Annotated in this window: 23 protein-coding genes and 2 pseudogenes; 13 read left to right on the top strand and 12 right to left on the bottom strand. The window is 36.5% G+C overall.

From position 1 onward, the window contains the following. Nucleotides 1-68: 68 nt before the first annotated feature. On the bottom strand, nucleotides 69-917 hold the full coding sequence (locus tag IE339_RS10420; RefSeq protein WP_242175825.1) for a COG4705 family protein: 849 nt from the start codon (nucleotides 915-917) through the stop codon (nucleotides 69-71). A gap of 408 nt (nucleotides 918-1,325) precedes the next feature. On the opposite strand from IE339_RS10420, the gene IE339_RS10415 reads away from it, so the two are divergent. The 6 genes and pseudogenes from IE339_RS10415 to IE339_RS10390 form a co-directional block, all read left to right on the top strand. Continuing rightward, entirely contained in the window at nucleotides 1,326-2,045 is a 720-nt protein-coding gene (locus IE339_RS10415) for a DedA family protein (protein ID WP_242175824.1), read from the top strand. A 66-nt stretch (nucleotides 2,046-2,111) separates the two neighbouring features. Further along, entirely contained in the window at nucleotides 2,112-2,810 is a 699-nt protein-coding gene (locus tag IE339_RS10410; RefSeq protein ID WP_277933960.1) for a response regulator transcription factor, read from the top strand. 4 nt (nucleotides 2,811-2,814) lie between these two features. After that, complete coding sequence (locus tag IE339_RS10405; protein WP_242175823.1) at nucleotides 2,815-4,188, top strand: sensor histidine kinase; 1,374 nt, start codon at nucleotides 2,815-2,817, stop codon at nucleotides 4,186-4,188. Between the two features lie 262 nt (nucleotides 4,189-4,450). Continuing rightward, nucleotides 4,451-5,602, top strand: a complete 1,152-nt coding sequence (locus IE339_RS10400; RefSeq protein ID WP_242175822.1) for an MGDG synthase family glycosyltransferase — start codon at nucleotides 4,451-4,453, stop codon at nucleotides 5,600-5,602. Between the two features lie 224 nt (nucleotides 5,603-5,826). Beyond that, nucleotides 5,827-6,351 (top strand): peptide-methionine (S)-S-oxide reductase MsrA, encoded by a 525-nt coding sequence (gene msrA / locus IE339_RS10395; protein ID WP_397428629.1) that lies wholly within the window; start codon nucleotides 5,827-5,829, stop codon nucleotides 6,349-6,351. Between the two features lie 352 nt (nucleotides 6,352-6,703). Further along, nucleotides 6,704-6,964 (top strand): annotated as a pseudogene (locus IE339_RS10390) (CPCC family cysteine-rich protein); the annotation flags it as partial. A 377-nt stretch (nucleotides 6,965-7,341) separates the two neighbouring features. Here the strand turns inward: IE339_RS10390 and IE339_RS10385 are convergent. Then, nucleotides 7,342-8,049 (bottom strand): annotated as a pseudogene (locus tag IE339_RS10385) (DUF3888 domain-containing protein). Nucleotides 8,050-8,496: 447 nt separating this feature from the next. Between IE339_RS10385 and IE339_RS10380 the strand changes: the two are divergent. Further along, nucleotides 8,497-8,778 carry a hypothetical protein gene (locus IE339_RS10380; protein WP_242175820.1) on the top strand — a complete coding sequence of 94 codons (282 nt, stop codon included), beginning with the start codon at nucleotides 8,497-8,499 and terminating at the stop codon, nucleotides 8,776-8,778. Between the two features lie 97 nt (nucleotides 8,779-8,875). Then, on the top strand, nucleotides 8,876-9,136 hold the full coding sequence (locus tag IE339_RS10375) for a hypothetical protein (RefSeq protein WP_242175819.1): 261 nt from the start codon (nucleotides 8,876-8,878) through the stop codon (nucleotides 9,134-9,136). 261 nt (nucleotides 9,137-9,397) lie between these two features. Here IE339_RS10375 and IE339_RS10370 read toward each other — a convergent pair whose 3' ends face one another. The 4 genes from IE339_RS10370 to IE339_RS10355 all read right to left on the bottom strand — a co-directional run bounded on the left by IE339_RS10370 (nucleotide 9,398) and on the right by IE339_RS10355 (nucleotide 13,783). Continuing rightward, nucleotides 9,398-9,955, bottom strand: coding sequence for a hypothetical protein (locus IE339_RS10370; protein ID WP_242175818.1), 558 nt, complete (start codon nucleotides 9,953-9,955; stop codon nucleotides 9,398-9,400). Nucleotides 9,956-10,173: 218 nt separating this feature from the next. Continuing rightward, on the bottom strand, nucleotides 10,174-11,823 hold the full coding sequence (locus tag IE339_RS10365) for a PQQ-like beta-propeller repeat protein (protein WP_242175817.1): 1,650 nt from the start codon (nucleotides 11,821-11,823) through the stop codon (nucleotides 10,174-10,176). A 329-nt stretch (nucleotides 11,824-12,152) separates the two neighbouring features. After that, nucleotides 12,153-12,986, bottom strand: coding sequence for an STAS domain-containing protein (locus tag IE339_RS10360; protein ID WP_242175816.1), 834 nt, complete (start codon nucleotides 12,984-12,986; stop codon nucleotides 12,153-12,155). A gap of 227 nt (nucleotides 12,987-13,213) precedes the next feature. After that, nucleotides 13,214-13,783 carry an MEDS domain-containing protein gene (locus IE339_RS10355; RefSeq protein WP_242175815.1) on the bottom strand — a complete coding sequence of 190 codons (570 nt, stop codon included), beginning with the start codon at nucleotides 13,781-13,783 and terminating at the stop codon, nucleotides 13,214-13,216. Nucleotides 13,784-14,164: 381 nt separating this feature from the next. Between IE339_RS10355 and IE339_RS10350 the strand changes: the two genes are divergently transcribed. Then, nucleotides 14,165-14,500, top strand: a complete 336-nt coding sequence (locus tag IE339_RS10350) for a hypothetical protein (protein WP_242175814.1) — start codon at nucleotides 14,165-14,167, stop codon at nucleotides 14,498-14,500. A 121-nt stretch (nucleotides 14,501-14,621) separates the two neighbouring features. Here the strand turns inward: IE339_RS10350 and IE339_RS10345 are convergent, their stop codons facing one another. From IE339_RS10345 to IE339_RS10335, 3 genes are read right to left on the bottom strand one after another with little or no spacing between them, the layout of a single operon-like run. After that, a complete protein-coding gene (locus tag IE339_RS10345; RefSeq protein ID WP_242175813.1) occupies nucleotides 14,622-14,921 on the bottom strand; it encodes a putative quinol monooxygenase in 300 nt (99 codons plus the stop codon). Between the two features lie 27 nt (nucleotides 14,922-14,948). Then, nucleotides 14,949-15,584, bottom strand: a complete 636-nt coding sequence (locus tag IE339_RS10340) for a nitroreductase family protein (RefSeq protein WP_242175812.1) — start codon at nucleotides 15,582-15,584, stop codon at nucleotides 14,949-14,951. 18 nt (nucleotides 15,585-15,602) lie between these two features. Beyond that, nucleotides 15,603-16,037, bottom strand: coding sequence for a MarR family winged helix-turn-helix transcriptional regulator (locus tag IE339_RS10335; RefSeq protein WP_242175810.1), 435 nt, complete (start codon nucleotides 16,035-16,037; stop codon nucleotides 15,603-15,605). Between the two features lie 409 nt (nucleotides 16,038-16,446). Between IE339_RS10335 and IE339_RS10330 the strand changes: the two genes are divergently transcribed. After that, nucleotides 16,447-17,025, top strand: coding sequence for an SMI1/KNR4 family protein (locus IE339_RS10330; RefSeq protein WP_242175809.1), 579 nt, complete (start codon nucleotides 16,447-16,449; stop codon nucleotides 17,023-17,025). Between the two features lie 114 nt (nucleotides 17,026-17,139). Here the strand turns inward: IE339_RS10330 and IE339_RS10325 are convergent, their stop codons facing one another. Next, nucleotides 17,140-17,805 carry a hypothetical protein gene (locus IE339_RS10325; protein WP_242175808.1) on the bottom strand — a complete coding sequence of 222 codons (666 nt, stop codon included), beginning with the start codon at nucleotides 17,803-17,805 and terminating at the stop codon, nucleotides 17,140-17,142. A gap of 4 nt (nucleotides 17,806-17,809) precedes the next feature. Beyond that, nucleotides 17,810-18,439 (bottom strand): TetR/AcrR family transcriptional regulator, encoded by a 630-nt coding sequence (locus IE339_RS10320; protein ID WP_242175807.1) that lies wholly within the window; start codon nucleotides 18,437-18,439, stop codon nucleotides 17,810-17,812. Nucleotides 18,440-18,633: 194 nt separating this feature from the next. On the opposite strand from IE339_RS10320, the gene IE339_RS10315 reads away from it, so the two are divergent. The 3 genes from IE339_RS10315 to IE339_RS10305 all read left to right on the top strand — a co-directional run bounded on the left by IE339_RS10315 (nucleotide 18,634) and on the right by IE339_RS10305 (nucleotide 20,882). Further along, nucleotides 18,634-19,371 (top strand): SDR family NAD(P)-dependent oxidoreductase, encoded by a 738-nt coding sequence (locus IE339_RS10315; RefSeq protein ID WP_242175806.1) that lies wholly within the window; start codon nucleotides 18,634-18,636, stop codon nucleotides 19,369-19,371. Nucleotides 19,372-19,475: 104 nt separating this feature from the next. Continuing rightward, nucleotides 19,476-20,261 (top strand): SDR family oxidoreductase, encoded by a 786-nt coding sequence (locus IE339_RS10310; RefSeq protein ID WP_242175805.1) that lies wholly within the window; start codon nucleotides 19,476-19,478, stop codon nucleotides 20,259-20,261. A 357-nt stretch (nucleotides 20,262-20,618) separates the two neighbouring features. Next, entirely contained in the window at nucleotides 20,619-20,882 is a 264-nt protein-coding gene (locus tag IE339_RS10305; RefSeq protein WP_053400155.1) for a GlsB/YeaQ/YmgE family stress response membrane protein, read from the top strand. Between the two features lie 99 nt (nucleotides 20,883-20,981). On the opposite strand, the gene IE339_RS10300 is transcribed toward IE339_RS10305, so the two are convergent. Next, nucleotides 20,982-21,395 (bottom strand): hypothetical protein, encoded by a 414-nt coding sequence (locus tag IE339_RS10300; protein WP_242175804.1) that lies wholly within the window; start codon nucleotides 21,393-21,395, stop codon nucleotides 20,982-20,984. Nucleotides 21,396-21,421: the final 26 nt, after the last annotated feature.

Genomic DNA, 21,421 nt, shown 5'->3' with positions numbered 1-21,421 from the left:
GAGCGACTATTATGGAGTTAGTCCCATATGATCGCTCTTTTTTATTTTGCATCATTTATCCTTGCTGATTATCTATGAATATTTTGTGATTTGCTTGTATTTGATTTTTTATAGGCGTATTGAACAACAATACAAAGCACTAAAACCCCTAGTAAAATAGCGGAAGCAATTTGTGTTCCGTTTTGTAGACCTAGTCCTCCCTTTTCATGTGGTTTAATCAGAAAGTCACCAAACGTAGCACCGAAAGGACGAGTCAGTACAAATGCGGTCCAAAATAAAAATACGCGATTAATTTTCGTAAACCAGTAAGCTAAGAGAACGAGTAAAATTAACCCTCCTGTCAACATGGCTCCTTGGGCGATCGTTAATCCTAAGCCTTGCTCCAAATACTGCCCACCGCCAGCTAATTGGGAAACCCCTTTCGGCTGATGTGAAAGGAAATCCCCCGCAGCAGTTCCTAATGTATTGGATACTAAAATGGCAATCCAGTAAAGAACTTCTACTTTTTTTGTCTGAATGTTCTTTACGTCTAAAGTTGGTTCTGTAAAATACCAAAAGACAAAAATTAGCGCGAGTAACGTAACCAAAATTAGAGAACCTTTCATATAGCCTAATCCAAGAGAGCGATCCATGTAATCTGAAAAAGCAGTTCCTGCTAAACTAGTTGATAAAATCACAGTCCAGTACACAGGAGGAATATACTTTTTCACAAACAGCTGACAGGTTAAGAACACTGCGAAAATCCCTAAAAAGAAAAGAAGCGGTGTAAAGTAATTGTCTTCTGCTCCTGGAACTGTGAAAAGGTCACTTCCTGTTTCACCCAAAGTAGTAGCGGCAATTTTCATAATCCAAAATAAAAGCGTTAATTGAGGGATTTTGTTTAATGCTGATCGCATGTTTAGTTGATCATTTTCCATCTAATCCCCTCCCCTTCTCTCCTTATAAAAGCCTGCTTATCATCTCATAGCTCAATTAAAAATTGTTAAAGATCGTATGAAAATTCCATGAAAATTGGGTTGATAGATGATAAAAAACAGCTTGTCCTAATTCCATGCAATGTTCTTTAAACATTTTTGCTACGATAATAGTCATACTATGTAGATCACTCTCATTATGTTCGTGACAAAGATTCTGGAAGTTAATAAATTATTATTTTCTAATCATCGTCGCTACGCAAATGCATCGACAAAGTCATTTTAATAACGAAGATTAATTAATGATTAAAAAACCAGTTTTCGTTTTTCTTTATGCTACAGTAAAAAAGAAAGTAGTTTAAAAATAGAGCTTCGTTCTAGAAGTACTGTTTGGGAAAGTTGGAGACGATCATGCCACACTTACTGAGTGCATTACAACATCACAGTTATCTCATTCTGTTTTTAGGGATTTTTTTAGAAGTACTAGCCGTTCCAGTCTCAGGAGAATTACTCATGGGCTATGCTGGTTACTTGGTTTACCAAGAAAAAATGAACTATATCTTTGCATTGTGTCTCGTTTATTTAGCAGCAGGCATTGGAGTTAGCCTGACTTTTTTAATTGGAAAAACGATAGGATACACGTTTTTTGAAAAATACGGGAAGTATATTGGGTTTAGTCCTAAGAAACTCAGAAAGTCGATGTCTTGGTTCGATCGTTCAGGTAGTGCCCTTTTACTATTCGTCTACTTCATTCCAGGAGTTCGACATTTTACTGGATATGTATACGGAATATCAACCAGATCATATCGACGCTTTATCATCCCTTCCTTCATCGGCCTTTTTTTATGGACTACGACCTTTATCACATTAGGAAAAATAATGGGACCACAGTGGGAAAGTATTCAAAAGATTGCTGGGAGCTACATGATTGAAATCGTCTTTATTATCATCGCAATAGTGGCTCTTTTCCTTGCATATCGCATATTCAATGAACATTTAAAAGCACTATGTAGGAATGTGGTGAAATATGTCTTTTATCTATTGACCATTCTAAAAGAGAGAGACACTCTATTCGTCTTATTCATTTTATCTATGATCGGAATCCTGCTATTAGCAACAGGAATAACGTAAAACACGTGCAAATGGCACATGAGAGACAGCAACCCATCAATCAAGATGGATGAAGGAGTGAACAACGTGAAAGAACGAATTTTAGTGGTAGAGGACGAAAGTCAAATTGCCAAAATCTTAAAACTTGAATTAGAGTTTGAGGGCTACGAGGTGGTTGTTGCTCATAATGGAAGACTGGGTTTAACACTAGCCCTTGAAGGATCGTTTCAGTTAATTCTTTTGGATTTAATGCTACCAGAGCTAAATGGTATGGAAGTATTACGGAAGATTAGAAAAGAAAATCATCTACTTCCGGTTATTTTACTTACAGCCCGAAATATGACAATGGACAAAGTGGCGGGTCTAGATCTTGGAGCGAACGATTATATCACGAAACCATTTGAAATGGAGGAAGTCCTTGCGAGAGTAAGATCTGCTTTAAGGATGGCAGCTTATTCGAAAAAAATGGCAACAAACGATCAGGAGCAGCTTTTTATACAAGATGTAATGATCAATCTGCAAACACGTGAAGTAGAACGTGATGGAAAGTCTATTTTCTTAACGCCAAAAGAGTTTGACTTGCTCGTCTATTTATTGATGAATAAAAATCGCATTGTGACTCGTGATGATATTATTTATCATGTTTGGGGCTATGAATATGAGGGAGAAACAAATGTGATTGATGTGTACATCAGACATCTAAGAAAAAAGCTCGATGATGATTTTTCAGATTCTCAAATCATTCAAACCGTACGAGGGGTTGGCTATATTATAAGGGAGTCATGACAGAATGAAAATTACAACAAAAATAAATGTAATCACCACCGCCTGGCTTCTATTAATCCTTATTGCCATTAATTCCATCGTCTTCTTATCATTTATGACCATCACGTTTAATTTGGTTCAAAATGAAGTGCAACAAAAATCCTCTGACATCATAAAAGTAATGAAGAAAAATGATGAACAAGGTTCACTAAACGATAAATTGCTGCCCTACTTAGCCAGTCATGGATTTATTCGAATTATTGATGATCAGGGTCATGTTCAAACTCAAGTTTCTAACGATCAATATTTGCTTAAAAAAATTGATCCGGAATTTTTACGAAAAGAAAAAACAACGAAACGAATTATTCGTCCACACGGTGGAGAAGAACAAATTATTATTTATCAGCACCCTATTAGTAACAGTGGAAAAGTAACAGGAACGCTTGAAATTGCAGAGCGAGTTCCAGGATTAGAATTAGGAAAAGACGTGCTGCTTGGTATCCTCTCCTTCTGTACGCTACTCGGAGCTGTTCTATCCCTTTTAGGTGGGAAATGGCTATCAAATATTATCATTCGTCCCATCTCAAACATTATTGGATCGATGGAGGAAATTGAACAAAGCGGAGTACCAAAAAAGATTGTGATTCAACGTGAGACAAAAGACGAGTTGAATAAGCTGGCCGTCACGTTTAATCGGATGATCGATCGATTAGATGTAACTCTTGAGCAGCAAAAACAATTTATCTCAGATGCTTCTCATGAATTGAAAACCCCGTTGACCGTGATTAAAAGCTATGCTGATTTGTTGCGAAGACGCGGAATTCAAAATGTGGACATGACGTTAGAAGCCATTGAATCCATTCATTCAGAGGCAACAAGAATACAAAAGATGACGGAGCGCTTTTTAGATTTGGCTAAAACCGAAGTGGATGAAGATCTCGATTTCAAGCTCATTCCCTTAACTGAATTTTGTCAAAGAATCATACAACAACTAGAAGTGGCCTATAGTAGAAAACTAAAGTTCCACACAGAAAATAACAAAATAGCCGTTTTGGCGGATGAATTAAAGTTAAAACAAGTCATCATCATTATCGTTGACAATGCCCTCAAGTACAGTAAAGAACAGGTAGAAATTTTTGTAGAAGAAAACGAACGTCATGTTATCATTCGCGTAGTAGATTATGGCATTGGGATTCCAGCAGACGACATCGACTCCATTTTTGAGCGCTTTTATCGGGTTGATAAAGCTAGAAGTCGAGAAACTGGAGGAATGGGTCTAGGATTACCTATTGCGAAAAATATTATGAAGCAACATCATGGTGAAATTAAGCTACGTAGTAAGGAAGGACAAGGAACGGAAGTAGCCCTTCTTTTACCGAAAGAAACAAAAACCACATAAACTGTTAGGAAAAAACACTGGAGCATGAAAAACGTGCTCCAGTGTTTTTTATTATTAATGGTTTTTTAATTTAGCGTTAAGCAGTCCTTCATCTCTGTCTCGTAAGATAGAGATAAATCATGAAAGCCTCCCTTTTTATAAACCGATCATATAGCTAAGATACTGGGAGCATTTGAAGAACTGGACGAATAAAACAAAATTTTATATACACGATGAATCATTTCAACGGTGGAAGCTTTAACAAGAGAGGACGGAATGACGAATGAAATTTGCATATCGAGGAAAAGTTCTATTACTATCAGCATCTATAGGAGATGGTCATAATCAAGTAGCAAGAGCCATGAGTGAATCGATCAAAGACTATCTTCCACGCTTAGAGCCAGTCACTGTTGATTTAACGACACTTATTCATCCTGCATTTTCTAAAATCAGCACATTCATGTATAAACAAAGCATTAAAAAATTACCTCAACTATACGGGTATTTGTACCGAAAGACACGCATTCAAAGTACGTTTTCTACGAAACTACATTCCTTTTTTATCATGGGAAGCCATTCAATATTAGAATTAATCCAGGCAATAAAGCCCGTAGCCATTATTAGCACCCATCCATTCGCTGCGGGAATGATTTCGAAATTAAAAGAGGAAGGGTCTGTAGGAATTCCAGCCATCACGATTATAACCGATTATGGAGATCACTCTTACTGGGTTCATCCGTGTACTGATCAATATATTGTCGCCACACAACAATTGAAAAGAAAGCTTATTGATATAGGCATTGAAGCATATAAAATTCAAGCAACCGGAATTCCGTTAAAACGAGGGTTTTCAAAACGTGTCTCAAAACAAGGCGTATGCGGAAAATATGGCTTATCGCCTCACAAATTCACACTTCTTGTGATGGGTGGAGGAGATGGATTTTTCCCAAAAGAGGCGTTTCAGCAATTAGAAACCCTCTCTACTCCTATTCAATTAATGATCGTTTGTGGAAAAAATGATAAATTAAAGGACTCTTTGCAACGAGCATTTGCCTATTCTAAGCACGATGTTAGGATTATGGGATATATGGATAATATTCATGAACTCATGGCTATTTCTAATCTTGTCATGACTAAACTAGGAGGAGTTACGATGTCAGAAGCCATTGCAATGGGAGCGCCATTACTCGTTTCCTCTCCCCTTCCAGGACAAGAACAAGATAATTCTTTGTTTATTGAACAATCAGGAATTGGACTACTAGTCAACAATTCAACAGAAATCATAGACCAACTCAAAAAAGTTCTGCTTAACCCACAGATCTTAACGACTATTCAGCAAAACATGATAAAACACCAAACAAAGTTTGCAGCAATGGATACGATAAAAGTGACTATGCAACTCATGAAGCATGCGAAAACAGAAAAAATCGGATAAAACAAGGATCATTATCCAAAAGGTTTTGTTATTGTCCTACCATCAGTCTACTTTTAAAAGCTTAAATAGTTACTATTAAACGATCATGTAGGTGAACGAACTGTGATGAAAATGAGCGTAAAAAAAGAATCTCAAGAACCTTACAGTTCAATCACTTTTATTTTTCCTCCAATCACGTTAGAATCATTTTAAACAAATCGATTTTGCGTTAAGGAGGAATAAAATTGAGTACTAAACAACTTGCAACATTCGCAGGAGGCTGCTTCTGGTGTATGGTAAAACCATTTGACGAGCTTCCTGGTATTCATGGCATCGTATCAGGCTATACAGGCGGAGAGGTTCAAAACCCGTCCTACGAACAAATAAAAACGGGCAAGACTGGACATCGTGAGTCCGTTCAAATTACGTACGATCCAGCGCTCTTTTCATATCAACAGTTGCTCGATCTATACTGGCCACAAATTGATCCAACTGACGACGGAGGACAGTTCATTGACCGAGGCAGTCAGTACAGAACGGCTATCTTCTATCATACAGAAGAACAAAAAGAACTAGCTGAGAAGTCTCTAAAGGCTTTAGAAGAAAGCGGTCGATTCAAAGACCCAATCGTAACGGAGATTTTGCCGGCGAGCGAGTTTTATGAAGCCGAAGAACGTCACCAAGATTTTTATAAGAAAAATCCTCAAGCATATAAAGAAGAACGTGAAACATCAGGTCGCGATACGTTTATTAACAAAAACTGGAAGTAACGGATTCGTAAGGAAGAGAATGATGATTCTCTTCCTTATACTTATTAATTCTACCCTCTCTCTAAATGGTTCTATTGGCATTTGTTCATGGAGCGAATCGAGCCATACTAAAACCTAATAAGCCCTTCCTAATTTCAAGAAAATTACATATATTCCCTATTTAAGTATCGTTCCGCTAGATTTAATATAGACCTTCCTAATTTCCTTTATTTTCCAAAAAAAGATGAATAATTACACAGAAATGTTACAATAGGCTAGCTCAATTGGTATTTCTTTTAAGCGATGGCTGATGCTATAGTTTGATTCATTTAGAAGGTTATCAGGTGATAGATAATAGGGAGGTTTACAAATGATGCAAAAATATACTTGTCCTTGCTGCGGTTATAGAACATTGTCGGAAGAAGAAAATGGTAGTGATGAAATTTGCAAGATGTGTTTTTGGCAAGACGATTACGTGATGAATGAAGATCCAGACTATTGGGGCGGAGCCAACGGCGTATGCCTAAGACAAGCCCAAAGAAATTTCATTACTATTGGTGCTAGTGAACCACAATATTTAAAAAACGTAAAGAACAACGGCTATGAGAAAGACCCCTTATGGAAACCTGTATGGGAAAATGAAAAGAAGCGCAGTAAAAACGAAGTTACTGAAGTGAAAATAGAAGGAACCATTTCAGTGAAAGATTTTTCAGGCCCTTTACCTATAAATGAATTTTTAGATGAGTTTACGAGCTTTCTTGACCGTAAAGGGTGGTCCTTTGCGGGTGATATTAGAGACAGAAGTCTTGATGACGATCAGGACTAATTTGCATCTGAAGAACACGTAAGCAAAAGAGGGGATTTCGCCCTCTTTTTTCTGCTGTGCTGTTTCTGGAAATATCAGCTTTCTCCATCATGTTACCTAGAAAGACGAGATATGAGTAAAAAACATATTCTAACCGAAGTAATATTTTTTGTAATCTTTATGATGAACAGCTGTTCTTCTGTTCATCAGCGGAATTTCAGCTTGGGGTGTTCATTCTCCGGGATATCTCTATGATAATAATTCACTTCTTTAACATCCCCACCACTCAAAATATGAAAAGTAATAATCTCCTCCCCATAAGGCGGATTATGAGCTCCTTCGAATGTCGTTACTTGCACCGTTACTAGGATATTTCCTTCATCGTTCGTCAGGTGAAGAATCTTTTCTTCACCTCTGCTCCAGAGTTTGAACTCACCCTAGTGATGTGTAATCCCCTCAGAAATGGAGTCTACCAATCGTTCTATCAGCGCTTCTTTAAGCAATGTCTTCGATACCGGAATGCGATTCACCTTGGTTCGTTGAACTTCTACAATTCCCCACATTTCTGCCGAATCTTTACTTGGCTGTTTTTTGACTGTATACAGTACGTTGGTTCCATCTTCCTTCCACAAATGAAAATATCCCTTATTCCCTTTTAGATAAAGAAGCGGTTCATCAATCCACTCGTGTTCTGTCTGAAGGATTGCTAAAAACAACTGTGCAAGTGGCGTAATTTTGTAGCCAACTTGATTAAAATCACCAAAAGAATAGGTATCGTGTCCCGTTATGTCAACGTTAAAACCGTTTAGAAAGTTTTTTGATGGCTGCTCCTTTGCATGTGAACGATCAGCAAACGAAAATAGAAATAAAAGGACAACTAAAAATTTAAAAAAACTATTCCATCTCAAGTTAATCACCTCATTTTTATGCTTCACAAATAAGGGGATTTTATTTATGCGCTTATTACATATATAACGTTGGTTATTTGGGTATCCCCCTTTGATTACTTATATTATGGAGTGGGGATAAATCAAAATTACACTATATCCTCATAGGTCTTGGAGATACACTCCTCACATACCTTCTATGTTGAAAGAAAAAAGTAAGCAAGCAGAATGATGAACGATAGCCCATGAGCAATCTTTTTTTGTTGGCAACATCCTACCTGGAAAAGTTTTTTATTAGGACCGAGCAAGTTACAAAATAAGGTCTATATACCTGTATCCAAACTCCCTTAAATGATGTAAAATCTCCCTTGGTATTTATTTCATTAAACGATTAGCTCACATATAAAACCGTTACCACTGCCATCCTTCAAAATATTCTATTCTACAAAATAAGTTAATAAGAAAGGATTAAAAATGGATACGTATTTTATGATTTATTTAGGATTCTTATTAATCTCTTGGATCGGCTGGGTTTTCTTCTACGTAAAAATAAAGAGAAGCAAAAAAACCGCAAAAAATCGCCTGGCTGCGATGAGCGCTATTCAAGGTGCCCTGTGTGGCATCGTCTTATCCATTGTAGCGCAAACAAAAATAGTAATTGCTATACCTGCTATTTTATTATTTTCCTTTATGAGCTACACAACGATCACCTCCTCTTACCGAATTCGCAAAGAACTTGGAAAAAAGGGTATTTAACAGATAGCGTGAAGAAACGAAACGATTTTTCTAAGGTTGTCCCCCTTCCCCCATACTAAAATGACGAAAAAAACAAAACTGTAAAAGGAGCAACAAGATGGTTCTAGTTTTATGTAAAGTATTCATTCTTTTAATGGGCATAGTGACCCTGATTTTAGGAATTAGGTATAATAAAAAAGGACATAGCCCTGACATAGGAAAAGGTGTTGGTCCAGCAATGGGAGATGGCATTTTAGACACCATTATCATAAACGTTTTTCTTCTTGTCATGAATAAAACGCCTTGGTATGTATGGAAGGTTTTCTTTATATTAGTCGGACTTGGTTTAAGTTTTTTAGGATTTATTGGACTAGCCTAAGATTTTCTAAGAGTTAACCTAGGGATTTGATACTAAGAACAAACTCTTAATCAATAGACATGCACTGCTCGAGTCTAAGCAAACAACGCACTTTTTCAAAAGAATATATATTTTAAAAAGGACAGTCACTTATTTTTTAGATGCCTGTCCTTTTTAGATTAATACAATGGCTTCTTTTCGACTATCTTACAAATTTAAAAATGCTTTGAATCGTAACGAAGTAAGAACGTTACCCTCTATCATCATGGTTTGGAAGAAAATTTACTTTCGTTCCAAATGTTCATCTATTCTTCCGCCATCGATACTCTCAAATACTTTTTCCTCTTTATTATATTCATATTTTGCAGCAGGTCCTCCAACCATAATTAAAGCGCCAGTGGAACTTCTTTTGAGAAACAATATATACTTTTCTCCTACTTCCATTAGGGGATGAACGTTATATGAGGCATCTTTATTCCCGTCCTGGAGAAGCTCAATTTCTGTCCCCTCTTCACCGTCACCTTTATATACTTTGGAAAGATGAAACTTGTATTTAGTGAATGGTGCATGTTGTTTTTCATAACTATCAAGGATTTTCGTCGGAGTCCCCACTACAATTAACGTTGCCTTCTCTTTCAATTCTTCTAATGTATAGGACGGAAAGATTCCTGTGATTTCTCTTTTGGGTGCGGCTTCAATCTGATGAAGAATTTCCTTTTTTTGATGTTGCTCACTCGCATAAGATGTTGGACGATCCATCGTAGAATAACTCCATATGCCTATACTAAGAATGATGGCTGTACTTCCACTCAAAAGAGCATAACACTTCTTTTTATTCATTTTCATCCCCCTTTTGTAAAAGCTGATCTTATACATAAACGGAATATGAAGCAAGAACGTTACACGTACTACAAAATAGTTGAAACCCTTAAACAATAGTACTTCCCTGTCATGTTAATTAACGCAGTATAGATACCTATTAAATATTCATGTCTCAGTTTTGAAATTGAGTATATCTATAGCTAAATTTTTTGATCTTCAATCGATTAATGTTCCGGTTAGGCGATATTAAATATACTGCCGTCAGCCGAGACGAAATAATAACCCTCCAATTCCGAATGGCAAACAGATTGAATAGAGCCAGTCCCGAATAATTCTCTTGGTAGTTTTACGTCCATTTCTACTTGCTCTGAAGTCATATGTATTGCCTTCAAGTGTCCGCTTTTTGCTGATACAAAGACAAAATCGTTGCAAACAAGAGGCTTTTCTTCTATCTCATCTATAAGCTCAAATCTCTTGCTAAGTTCCTCTTTTTTAAGATCAATTAAATAAATTTGCCCTTTTTCTAGAGGTACAATCATTTTCTCGTTCATCAAGGTAGATGGGATTTCTTGCTGCCCTTTTAAAACAAAATGTTTACGCTCTTTTAGTGTTGTTCGATCAAAAATTCGGACAATCGTTTGTGATCCTTCAAAATTATAATCAATTGAACAAAGAAGTAGCGCTGATTCAAAAAAATCAATAAACAGAGGTTCTTCTTGATGCAATAATGGTTCTTCAAGTTGTAACGTACAGCAATTTTTATTGAACGACCAGCACTGGATGCGGTCTTCCGTTACGTTGAAAAACCCATGCTTGTTTATGCTGGAAGGTGCATTTGGACAAAATGGTATATTTTTTGTCCATAAAACTTTATAAGAATACAGATCAATTGCTTGCAAATAAAGTTCATACTCATCATCAATCGGAGATCCTGCCATTATGACGTAATTAGCATCTAAATCATAGTATATTTCGCTAGGTTTTATATCTATGGACATATTGCCTACGAGTTTACCTGTAGTTATATCAATGCAGCTAAAAGAATCCTCTAGTAAAATAGTTAACTTGTTATCGCTTAATAATTGGGCATTCAGAACTCTTTTGCTCCAATCTTTTTTCCATAAAACAGAGCCAGTTTTGATATTATAAGCAATCATCTTTACGTCATCTATGTCATCTTCATGGGCGTCATTCCATACTATAATGGATTGATCAGTCTCTAGAAACGCATTAGGCATATAATCATCTACCAGTTTTTGAGACCACTTTAACCGCTTTGTTTGCAAATCCAACGCAAACATTTCTTCTCCAAAAATAGAGCGTATCATGAATTTTTTTGACATGGAAACATAACTCGATCGATTAAAGAAATTACCTAAAGCAGACCATTTGAGGCTGTGCTTTGTCGTTGATTCAAACTCTGTAAATATGGGATTAGAGTAATAGGGAGCACAATCTACTAAGCGCTGACATAAATTACTGTGATGGAGATCAATCATCGCAATGTTTTCAGACACCATTCTTAAAGAATAAGATAGCTGACCAGCTTGATCTAAAAAGCCTTGAGTAGCTTTCTTCAAAAATGATAATAGCCCTGTTAGAAAATCTTTAATCGGTACTTTTGCAAGATCTTTCCTTCCTTTTTTGATTCTTATAAACTGATCTACACGTTCAATTTCTAGCACAACTTCACAATTTTGAAGAGATAATAGAAAATCCTTTTCTTCTATTAATGCTATGTAACATTGATAGAATTGATCAATTAAAAATTCAATATCTGTATTCACGCTTAAAACTTTTTTCTGATTCATACGTATAGAAAGGTTCCCTACTATTTCTTCATACTCATTGACACTCCAACTATTAATTACGAGATTAAATGACACGTTTCCACCTTCTTATTATTTTTAGTTTGTATAAATTTAGTGTTTTTCGTTGAATAGATATTTCAGCTAATTGCATTTTACCAAGTGTGAAATGATAGAGTGAAGTATTAATTAAAGGATGTTTGTTCCCCTTAGGAAATTATCTCTCCCTTTTTTTCACTATATATAAATGTTATATCAATAACTCAAGCCTAGTATAGCAATGAGATGTTATGAATTTGTATACGGGTAGTTTCAAAATAAAAAATGAACCTATGTAACACTTGTTAAACAAGAAAAAACCTCTAAGATCTCTCCTAAAGGCTTCTCATACATATTTTGTTTTACAACTACGAGTGAATAGCTAGAGCTTGGGAAAGGCTAGACCTTATCTCAACCCCTTCAAACACAAATCCAAGCTGTGTAGCATCCTGTGCAAATTCTGCTCTCATTCCACAAAGTACAGTTTCAATTCCGATGATTCGTAGTGCAGCAATCAATTTATCGAGGTGATGACACACTAAGCTGCTAACGATACTTGTTCCTGATAGGTCGATATAAAGTTTTTTGATTTTCATCATTATACATTGTTCTAACGTAGCTTCTAAAATAATTTTTGCCCTTTCTTCATCCACTGTTCCGATCAACGGTAATAGGGAAATGTCACAATCTTTTAGACTGATAACAGGAGCGCTAAGTTCATTAATAAGCTCACGCTGTGCTTTCAATCGTACTTGAGCCGCTTGATCAGCTTCTTCAGCAATGGTACAAATGACGTCATCAAACATTCTCGTAATTAATTTCATCCAAATGCGCTCTAAATTTTGGGATACATCTTCGTGTTGAGACGTATAGGTGTCAAGAAGGGAAAAATAAAGTTCACGGTTTCTCATAAACTCCTGAATGATGAGGTGAAAAGGTGTTTGATAATACGTAACGTCTTGGACCATTTCTTTAATCCACGGACGAAAATTAGTCTTGAAATCTTGTTCACTCAATATAAAAATCTCGCAAAAGTGACGATGAAACTCATAGTTGTGCTGTTTTAGCTTCTCTACTACTCGGGGATTATGAGAAGAATAAATACCGTTCCTTCTTTCTTTGCTTAACGAAGCGTACCATGCCTCCGTTAACGTTGGAATATTGTCCATTAGAAAAGCGTATAAAGCCTGATTTCTATGCATAGCGCCTCCGGAAATAGTTGATACTAGCTCGTTGTCACTCTCTCATAATTTAGGGAAAAAGGTTTTAAAACAAAGTGTTGTAATCAAGTGGAAGACATGTCATAGCTGAAGGTTTGTTTTCTATGTAGAAGATAGATTCTAGAAAACGACAAGTAACGTGCTTGATTATGTAGCAATGTTTATTTCTGTTTTCGTTTTTTAAATTAAAAATCTTTAAACATTACCCATCATATTGCATTTGTAAGGGTATACAAATCAGATGGGGTAATTTTATTTTCTGAAATAACGTATGGATGTGATTTCATTAATGCAAGCTTCAGAACGTCCGTCACTCTTTCTTCATCATACGCGCAAACTAAATATAGCCCGCCTTCGTTTACTAATTTATCTGCATCATTTTCAAATTCCTCTAAAATAGGTACAACACCTTCTTGTTGTCCCCATTCCACATGGGCCCATATTTGAAACGACAAATTATTTTTATAAAAAGGATCTAAATGTTTAGAAAGGTGGTCGAAAATGACAGGTGGTTGAAAACTTCCGCTCGAACAGTAATAATCAAAATTATTAATGGTATGGATATACGTGAGCTGTTCTTTCGTCAGAGTTTTTTCTAGCTTTTCAAAAAGCAAAGGAATTAATTTCTCGCTTTCAATTACTAACGTATGTCTCTTTTCTTCTACTCCTGAAACAATGTAAGAGACAAGATTGTTTAAGTAGCCTTCGCTATCTTCAATATTATAATAGATATGAATACTGTCATTATCGTTAATTAACTGGGAAAATTGATTTTTCAAATGTAAATGCTCCTTTATTGAAGATTACCCAAATGCTAATACATGTAGGTTCCTTGTGGCTTAGACCAATTCTACGCTTTAAACGACTGCCTGTCAAAACCATATGTGGCATAATTTGACGATTTCTTAAATGTGCGATTATAATAACAAGTGGTTTAAACGAAGCGAATTACAGTTTGAGCCCTCTAAGAATTAGAAAAGTTTCAAGTTGGATAAAAGGCGCATAGTTAACCTATGGGTCAGTTTGAGATAAAAATAGTTAAAGGAAATGGATAAAATAAAATGTTAATGTTTTATGTACTGCTAATGATTGGATTTTTATTGCTGATTGTAGCGATAGTTAGATCTATTGCTATATACCGTAATAGGAGTTATACCCTATTGAATATAGGTAAAACCCTATTGGCTTTGATAATAGGCGTTTTTTGTCTAGTGATGACTGTTCCTAGCCTAAAGTATATTGTCCTGAAGGAATATGACACTGTCAGTGGAAAATGTGTGATCGACATTGATTCCGCAGGTCGTTCTTCGGAAGCGGACTTTGCAATGACTGATACGGGTGAAGATTTTATGTTTAGGGACATCCCTAACCTTGATGCTTATGGTAAGTCAATTCCATATTATTGCCAAGTAACCGTTACAAAGGATCATCAGTTTGAAATTAGCTATAAAATATATGATGCTAAGACACGAAAATTAGTATCATCAGGCAAGTAGATGATTACCAGCAGGGACAAATGCCTTATTCTTTTTACATAAAGACAATCCTCAATTCAAATTATAATCATTGACATGAAAAAGACCGGTGCACGCACCGGTCTTTTTCGTTTATTTCGAATTAAGAAAGCTTTAATTCTTCTCCATTAAACATGCGAGCAGAAAGTGGCCCAGCTAAGAATTCTTTCGCTTTTCCAACGAATGCTTGGAAGTGTGCGCTTGTGTTATGGCTTTGAACCGCGTCCATGTCTTTCCAAATTTCGATCATTGTGAAATGATTTGGGTTTTCTACATCACGTTTAAGCGTGTAGTCTACGTTTCCTTCTTCTTGTTTAGATGCAGCGATAAGCGTGCGAATTTCAACTAAAAATTCTTCTACCTTTGCAGGGTTTACTTGTAGTTCAGCGTGTGTAATAATCATGTTCATTCTCCTCTTTTTCGTATTGGTTTATTTCCACTCTGTAATTTCATCAATTGGTAGACGTACAGATGGATATCCTTCGTCTACTGCTTTTCCGATTGAAAGCAACATAACTGGATAGTAACGTTCTTTGTCCATTCGATATGCTTCTGCAATTTGATCTTTTTCATACCCACCAATTGGGTTTGTGTCATATCCATGGTGACGAGCAGCAAGCATTAGTTGCATAGAGACAAGACCACCGTCAATTAAATTCATTTCGCGCATTGCTTGATCTGGTAATTGACTTAATAATCCTTTGATTCCAGGAATTTGTCTGTCTCTTACTTCAGCCGGCATATATCCTTTTTCAACTGCCTCATTGTAAATACGCTCTGTATAATCAAGGCTGTTCATGTCAACAAAAACAGCGATCACAGCAGATGATGTTTCAACTTGTGTTTGGTTAAACTTTGCAAGTGGTGCAAGCGTTGCTTTCCCTTCTTCACTATCAATGACAAGGAAGCGCCATGGTTGAAGGTTAACAGAAGATGGTGCAAGCGTTGCTTCTGTTAAAATCTCCGTCATTTCTTCTTTGCTGATTTTTACGCTTTTATCGTAATTTCGAATGGAACGACGACCTGTAATAATGTCTTTAAAGTCATTGTTTCTCGTGCTGTTCATATTCATTTCCCCTCTTCTTCAATACTGTATTTTATTGACGTTGTCTTGAATTCGAGAAAGAGTGACAGACAATCCCTTCAAATCTTGTTCTGTAAGGCCATCAAGCACTCGGTTGATGAACTGTTCTTTTTCTTTCTTAAAGGATTCGATCTGCTCTCTTCCCTCTTTTGTTAGACGAACAAATGTAAAACGATTATCCGCAGGGTTTTTTCTGCGCGCCACCATTCCTTTAGCTTCAAGCTGCTTTAAATGTCTTGTGACGGCTGCTCCATCTATACAAACCTCTTTTTGTAGCTGGGTTTGACTGATTTCATCCACATCAAATAATTTATGAAGAAGTTCCAAACGTGACTGGCTAATTCCAGTGCAGCGCTCAAACTTTGGACTCATCAATTTGTAAATGTCATTCAGCTGATAAATAATTTTCCCTTGTTCTGAACAATAGCTAGGCAAAACATCACTCCTCCGTATAATTGATATATCAACTAATATACTATAAGAGAATGATGTTGTCAAAATGTAACACAAATTAAATGACCCGTCAATTAATGTTCTTAACCTTTATTTACAAGGTATAGTCATGATATTAAATCAATATAATTGATATGTCAATCATTTTAGTTTGCGTTTTCGTAAAAATAAATGACCCATCAATTATATAACTAATTCACAGGGTTTTCACAACGAACTACGCGCTCGATTTATAGTGGGAAATGAACGAAAGAAGCTGTTTCTTTACTGAGAGATGATGAACTTTGCCCTATTATTTAAGGATTATGAGCTGTGCATATGGTAAAATTAGCTTAATTATTGAATGAATGTTGTAAACGTATGTCATCGTCACTCACAGGAGGTTGAAGAAATGAATTTAGTCACTCGCTATTTAAATGGATTAAGAGCTGCATTGCCAGCTGATGAACTTGAAGAACTTCAAAAATCGTACGGGGCGACGAAAGAGGATTTAGAACAATTAAGGTCAACGTATCCAAATTGTCCAGAATCGCTGCTCGCTTTACTCCAACAGATTGATGGCACCTTTTGGCGAACGTATGGGGAAAGTAAAATTGCGGTGTGTGTGCTTGGGTCAGATGTTGAAGATGGCAGATACCCCTACTACTTACTGTCCGCCCAGCAGATGATGGAGAGTTCAAAGGAAGAACAAGACGTCTCCTATCTTTTAGAAGACAGAGATGCTGTGGATCCGAAGATAAATCAAGAAGGATTACTCCCTGGAACGTACATTCATTTTTCGGACTGCATGAATAACGGTGGAACCTCAAGTCTCTATATTGACTTTAATCCTGCTGCTGATGGAGTGCCTGGCCAAATCGTGCGCTTTCTCCATGATCCAGACGAATATAAAGTAATTGCTACAAGCTTTAATGAGTATTTACAGGATATTATTGATCGTGGTTTTATTTTTCTTGAGGAAGAAGAGTAGCAGAACACGTGGACTTGTAGACTAACCGGCTCCCTCCCCTATTTAACAAAGGGCTTGATTGATAGCACATAAGCGTTTGTGCTATCAATCAAGCCTACATCAGCAATTTTTTTCCTATCTCACTTTTGACATATAAAGATTATAGAGGCTCTGGCACTCTTTCATACAGCTCAAATATGTACTTCGAACGTCTTGATCCTTAGCTAACCGTAAATAACTTTCCGCTTCTAATATCGAGCGAAGTGGCTTTGTATCAAAATAGTGCTCCACGCTTTTCTCTCGTTTTAAAAGCTTTTCGTATCCTTTTAAAATGGTTACATAAGTTTTATCCACCAAACGAAACTGACACTTTAACGATTCTTGTGTATAGAAACAGGATATTTCATTTGCTAGCCATTTTGCGAGATACCTGTGATTTGTATCAAAATACAAATGAGTGCCTTGAGAAAAGTATTGACTTTGACCGTCTCTCTCCTTTTTAAGGATGCTAAACCGATGCCAGGTCATTACTTTTTCATAATGGGATGATAGCGCATAGCCTGTTGTTGAAAACATAGTCGGATTCAAGTTTAATAAACGGTTGATGATTGAAACAGACAAATCGGTTTCCGTGCAATGAGTGATCGATGCCCAGCAAATATAATTATGATCTACTCTGCCTACGATACAAAGCTCTTGATCTGGCCCAATGTAAATGTCAAAATGCATCTCGTTAGGAAGCAAATACCCAGGGTTTTGGCTGATTGTATCATTCACTAAATTGTATTTCCATACATCCATGTATTTAATTGCTCCTTCCGTTAATTGATGGTTCATTTCCGATATACTCGATTGAATAGATATGTGTTTTTGCTAAATCAATTACTTCACGGATAAATTCCTGCGGTGTTTCTTGAAAACCATTTCGTATCCAATTTTGAAGAAGCCCATAAAATCCATAAGCTGTATAGCGTTTAAAATATTCCATATTGACGGGTATACGATTAATCGTTTCAAAAACAAATTGCTCTTTATATATTTTCACAATTGTTTGCGGAAACTGTATATGCAATCCTGGCAACGTATCGTCCTGATTAATGAGCTCAAAAAAATGGCGATTGTTATAGATGTAGAAGACGATGTCAAGAGAGAGCTCATTGAGATTAGCTGTGTACTTTTTATGTCCCCTCTGATACGGCATTCCTAATGATTTTTCTAGACCTTGAAGCATGTTGGCCAGCAGATCGTTGGCAAGTTCAATTTTGTCAGGATAATGAATGTAAAAGGTACTCCGATTGTAAGCAGCAGAATCAACAATATTCTTAACCGTTACATTATGATACCCCTTCTCTTTTATGAGTTTAATCAGCGCTTGTTTTAAGTGTTCTTTCGTTCGATGCTGGCGCTTTGATTCTTCACTTTGTTCGCTGTGCATAAAAAAACCTCCCTAAAAATAGACACATTCTCTTCGAGTGTCTATCTAGTAGACACTTGCTGAAATATTAATGATTGTTAAATATAAGCTGAGGAGTAAAATTAAATTGTGAACAAAAACGCACATGTATAAAACTAATCTAGCATTTTTGTTCAAAATATGATAGCTGATTCATCATGCTGGGAGGATTAGAAATGGGGAAATTACAAGATAACGTAGCCGTTATAACTGGAGGAGCTTCTGGTATTGGAGCAGAAACAGCACGTTTATTTGTTTCAGAGGGTGCCAAAGTCGTTTTGGTGGACTTAAACGAAGAAAAAGGAAAAGCTTTTGAAGAAGAATTGAAAGCGATCACACCGCATGTTCTCTTCATAAAAGCTGACATTACGAGTGAAGAAGAAGTTGAAAATATCTTTGCACAAGCTGTTTCTACATTTGGGACAGTAGATGTCGTTTTCAATAATGCAGGAATCGGTCGTGTTCACCCTTCACATGACTTGGAATATTCAGAATGGCGCAAAACGGTAAACGTTGACTTAGACGGGGTCTTTTTAGTAGCACGTGAGTCCATCCGTAACATGTTAAAAACAGGCGGCGGTACGATTGTTAATACGGCTTCTATGTATGGATGGGTAGGTTCACCTGGCTCAGCGGCTTATAATGCTGCAAAAGGTGGCGTTATTAACTTAACTCGTTCCCTTGCCCTTGAATATGCGGATCAAAATATTCGCATTAACGCACTGTGCCCTGGGTTTATTGATACCCCTATTATACCGGAAGAGGACAAACAAGCATTAGCTTCTATTACACCTTTAAAACGCTTAGGTAAAGCAGAAGAAATGGCAAAAGCAGTTTTATTCATGTCATCTGATGACTCTTCGTTTATGACGGGTAGTAGCTTAACTTTAGACGGTGGATATACAGCTCAGTAATACATGTTGTAGCTATTAGTAAAGCCTGACATACGTATAGATCTTTAGTTAGAGAGTACTCAACTAAAAATAATTTTATAAAAATCATTAGGGAGGAATTTTCAATGACAAATCGTTTTGATGGAAAAGTAGTTTTAATTACAGGTGCTGGATCTGGACTTGGACAAGCTTCTGCTTTACAAGTAGCGAAAGAAGGAGCAAAACTTTCACTCGTTGATTTGAATTCTTCTTCATTAGAAGAAACAAAAGCAAAAGTTCTAGAAGCTGTTCCAAGTGCAGAAGTATTGCTTATTACAGCAAATGTAACGGACGAAAAAGCAGTTGAAAGTTTTATTAATCAAACAGTAGAGACATTTGAGAAAATTGATGCTTTTTTCAACAATGCAGGAATTGAAGGAAAACAAAGCCTAACAGAAGAGTATGGTACCGACGAATTTCAAAAAGTAGTGGACGTGAACTTAAATGGTGTCTTTTTCGGTCTAAAATACGTATTAAAAGTGATGCGCAAACAAGGTTTTGGCTCAATTGTTAATGCTGCTTCAGTAGGTGGTATTCGTGGAATCGGAAGTCAATCTGGTTATGCAGCTAGTAAACATGGCGTAGTTGGATTAACACGAAACTCTGGTATTGAATATGGTCAATATGGAATTAGTATTAAAGCAATCGCTCCTGGTGCCATTATGACTCCAATGGTTGAAGGGTCACTAAAACAAATTGATCCTGAAAATTGGGAAGAAGTAGGAAAACAATTCGTTGAGACTAATCCAATGAAACGATTTGGAAAACCGGAAGAAGTAGGTTACTTAGTTGCCTTCCTTCTATCTGATCAAGCAAACTTCATTAATGCCACAGTTATTCCAATCGATGGCGGGCAATCTTATAAATATTAAAACACGAATAGGATCTCTTTATTTTTTGTTAAACACGTATCACTGGCACTACGCGGTGATACGTGTTTTTTATTAACCTCTACTTTTTCTGTATATGGCGCTTCCCCTCATTTATTTTAGAATGCGATCTCTCGTAACGTAACGGTCCCCTTTTCACCTTCTTTTTTCTCTATGTACGATAGAAAAAGACACTTATGCATCAAAAGGAATGTTTAATTTTAATCGTTTATAAGAGAGTCTTCACCGCTCCTGTGTTTTCTTCTTCAGTAAAAATTCCTTATTTTTTGATGAAAAATGATTAACAATTTTTCGGAAGGGGTAGAAATAATTAACTAACTTAGAAGGAGGAAATTAAAAATGGGAATTATATGGACTTTAATCGTAGGTGGAATTATTGGGTGGCTTGCTGGACTAATCGTAGGACGTGACGTCCCTGGAGGTATTATCGGAAATATTATCGCTGGTTTTATTGGTTCTTGGTTAGGTGGACTTATTTTAGGAAGCTGGGGACCTGTAATCGGTAACTTTGCTATCATCCCTTCAATCATCGGAGCAATTATCTTAATCCTAATTGTTAGCTTTGTTTTAAGAAGAACAGGAAGACGAAACAGCCACGCATAAGAAGTGGATGGATTTTATTCATTAAGAGCACATAACAAACAAAGATATAATAGAAAACAAGCGACCTCAGTAAACTTATTTACATACGAGGTCGCTTTGTTATGGCCTTTTTAATAAAAATCTTGGGGGAGGAAGAGCTTCTAGCTCACCTTCAAAATAAGCAAGTTTATCGGGTATACATGAAATAATTGAGGGCATCCCCATCCCGACAGCATGTTCTAAGGCAGTCAATAATGGTAGTTTTTGTCCATCAATTTCTTCATTCCAGGAAAGTACATAACAGGAATTCCCGGCTCCATTTTGCTTTAATACCTTTGCTATTGCTTCGGGGTCGGAATTTGGCTTCGGAATATCTACCATATACTCATTACGAAGAGTTGTTCCATAAGAATGACAAAGACGACTTAAAGCATCTTTGCGTTTCTTAGCTGAAGACATTTCAAATAAAACCCTGTCTTGTAGCCTTTTGGTGAAAAATGTTTTTACAATTATTTTCTCTATTTCTTTATCCACTATAATCCCCCCTATGCTTAATTATT

The sequence above is a fragment of the Priestia koreensis genome (assembly GCF_022646885.1).
Taxonomy (GTDB): Bacteria; Bacillota; Bacilli; order Bacillales; family Bacillaceae_H; genus Bacillus_AG; species Bacillus_AG koreensis_A.
The sequence above is the reverse complement of the archived record's forward strand: the minus strand, read 5'-3'. Positions and strand labels throughout refer to the sequence as shown.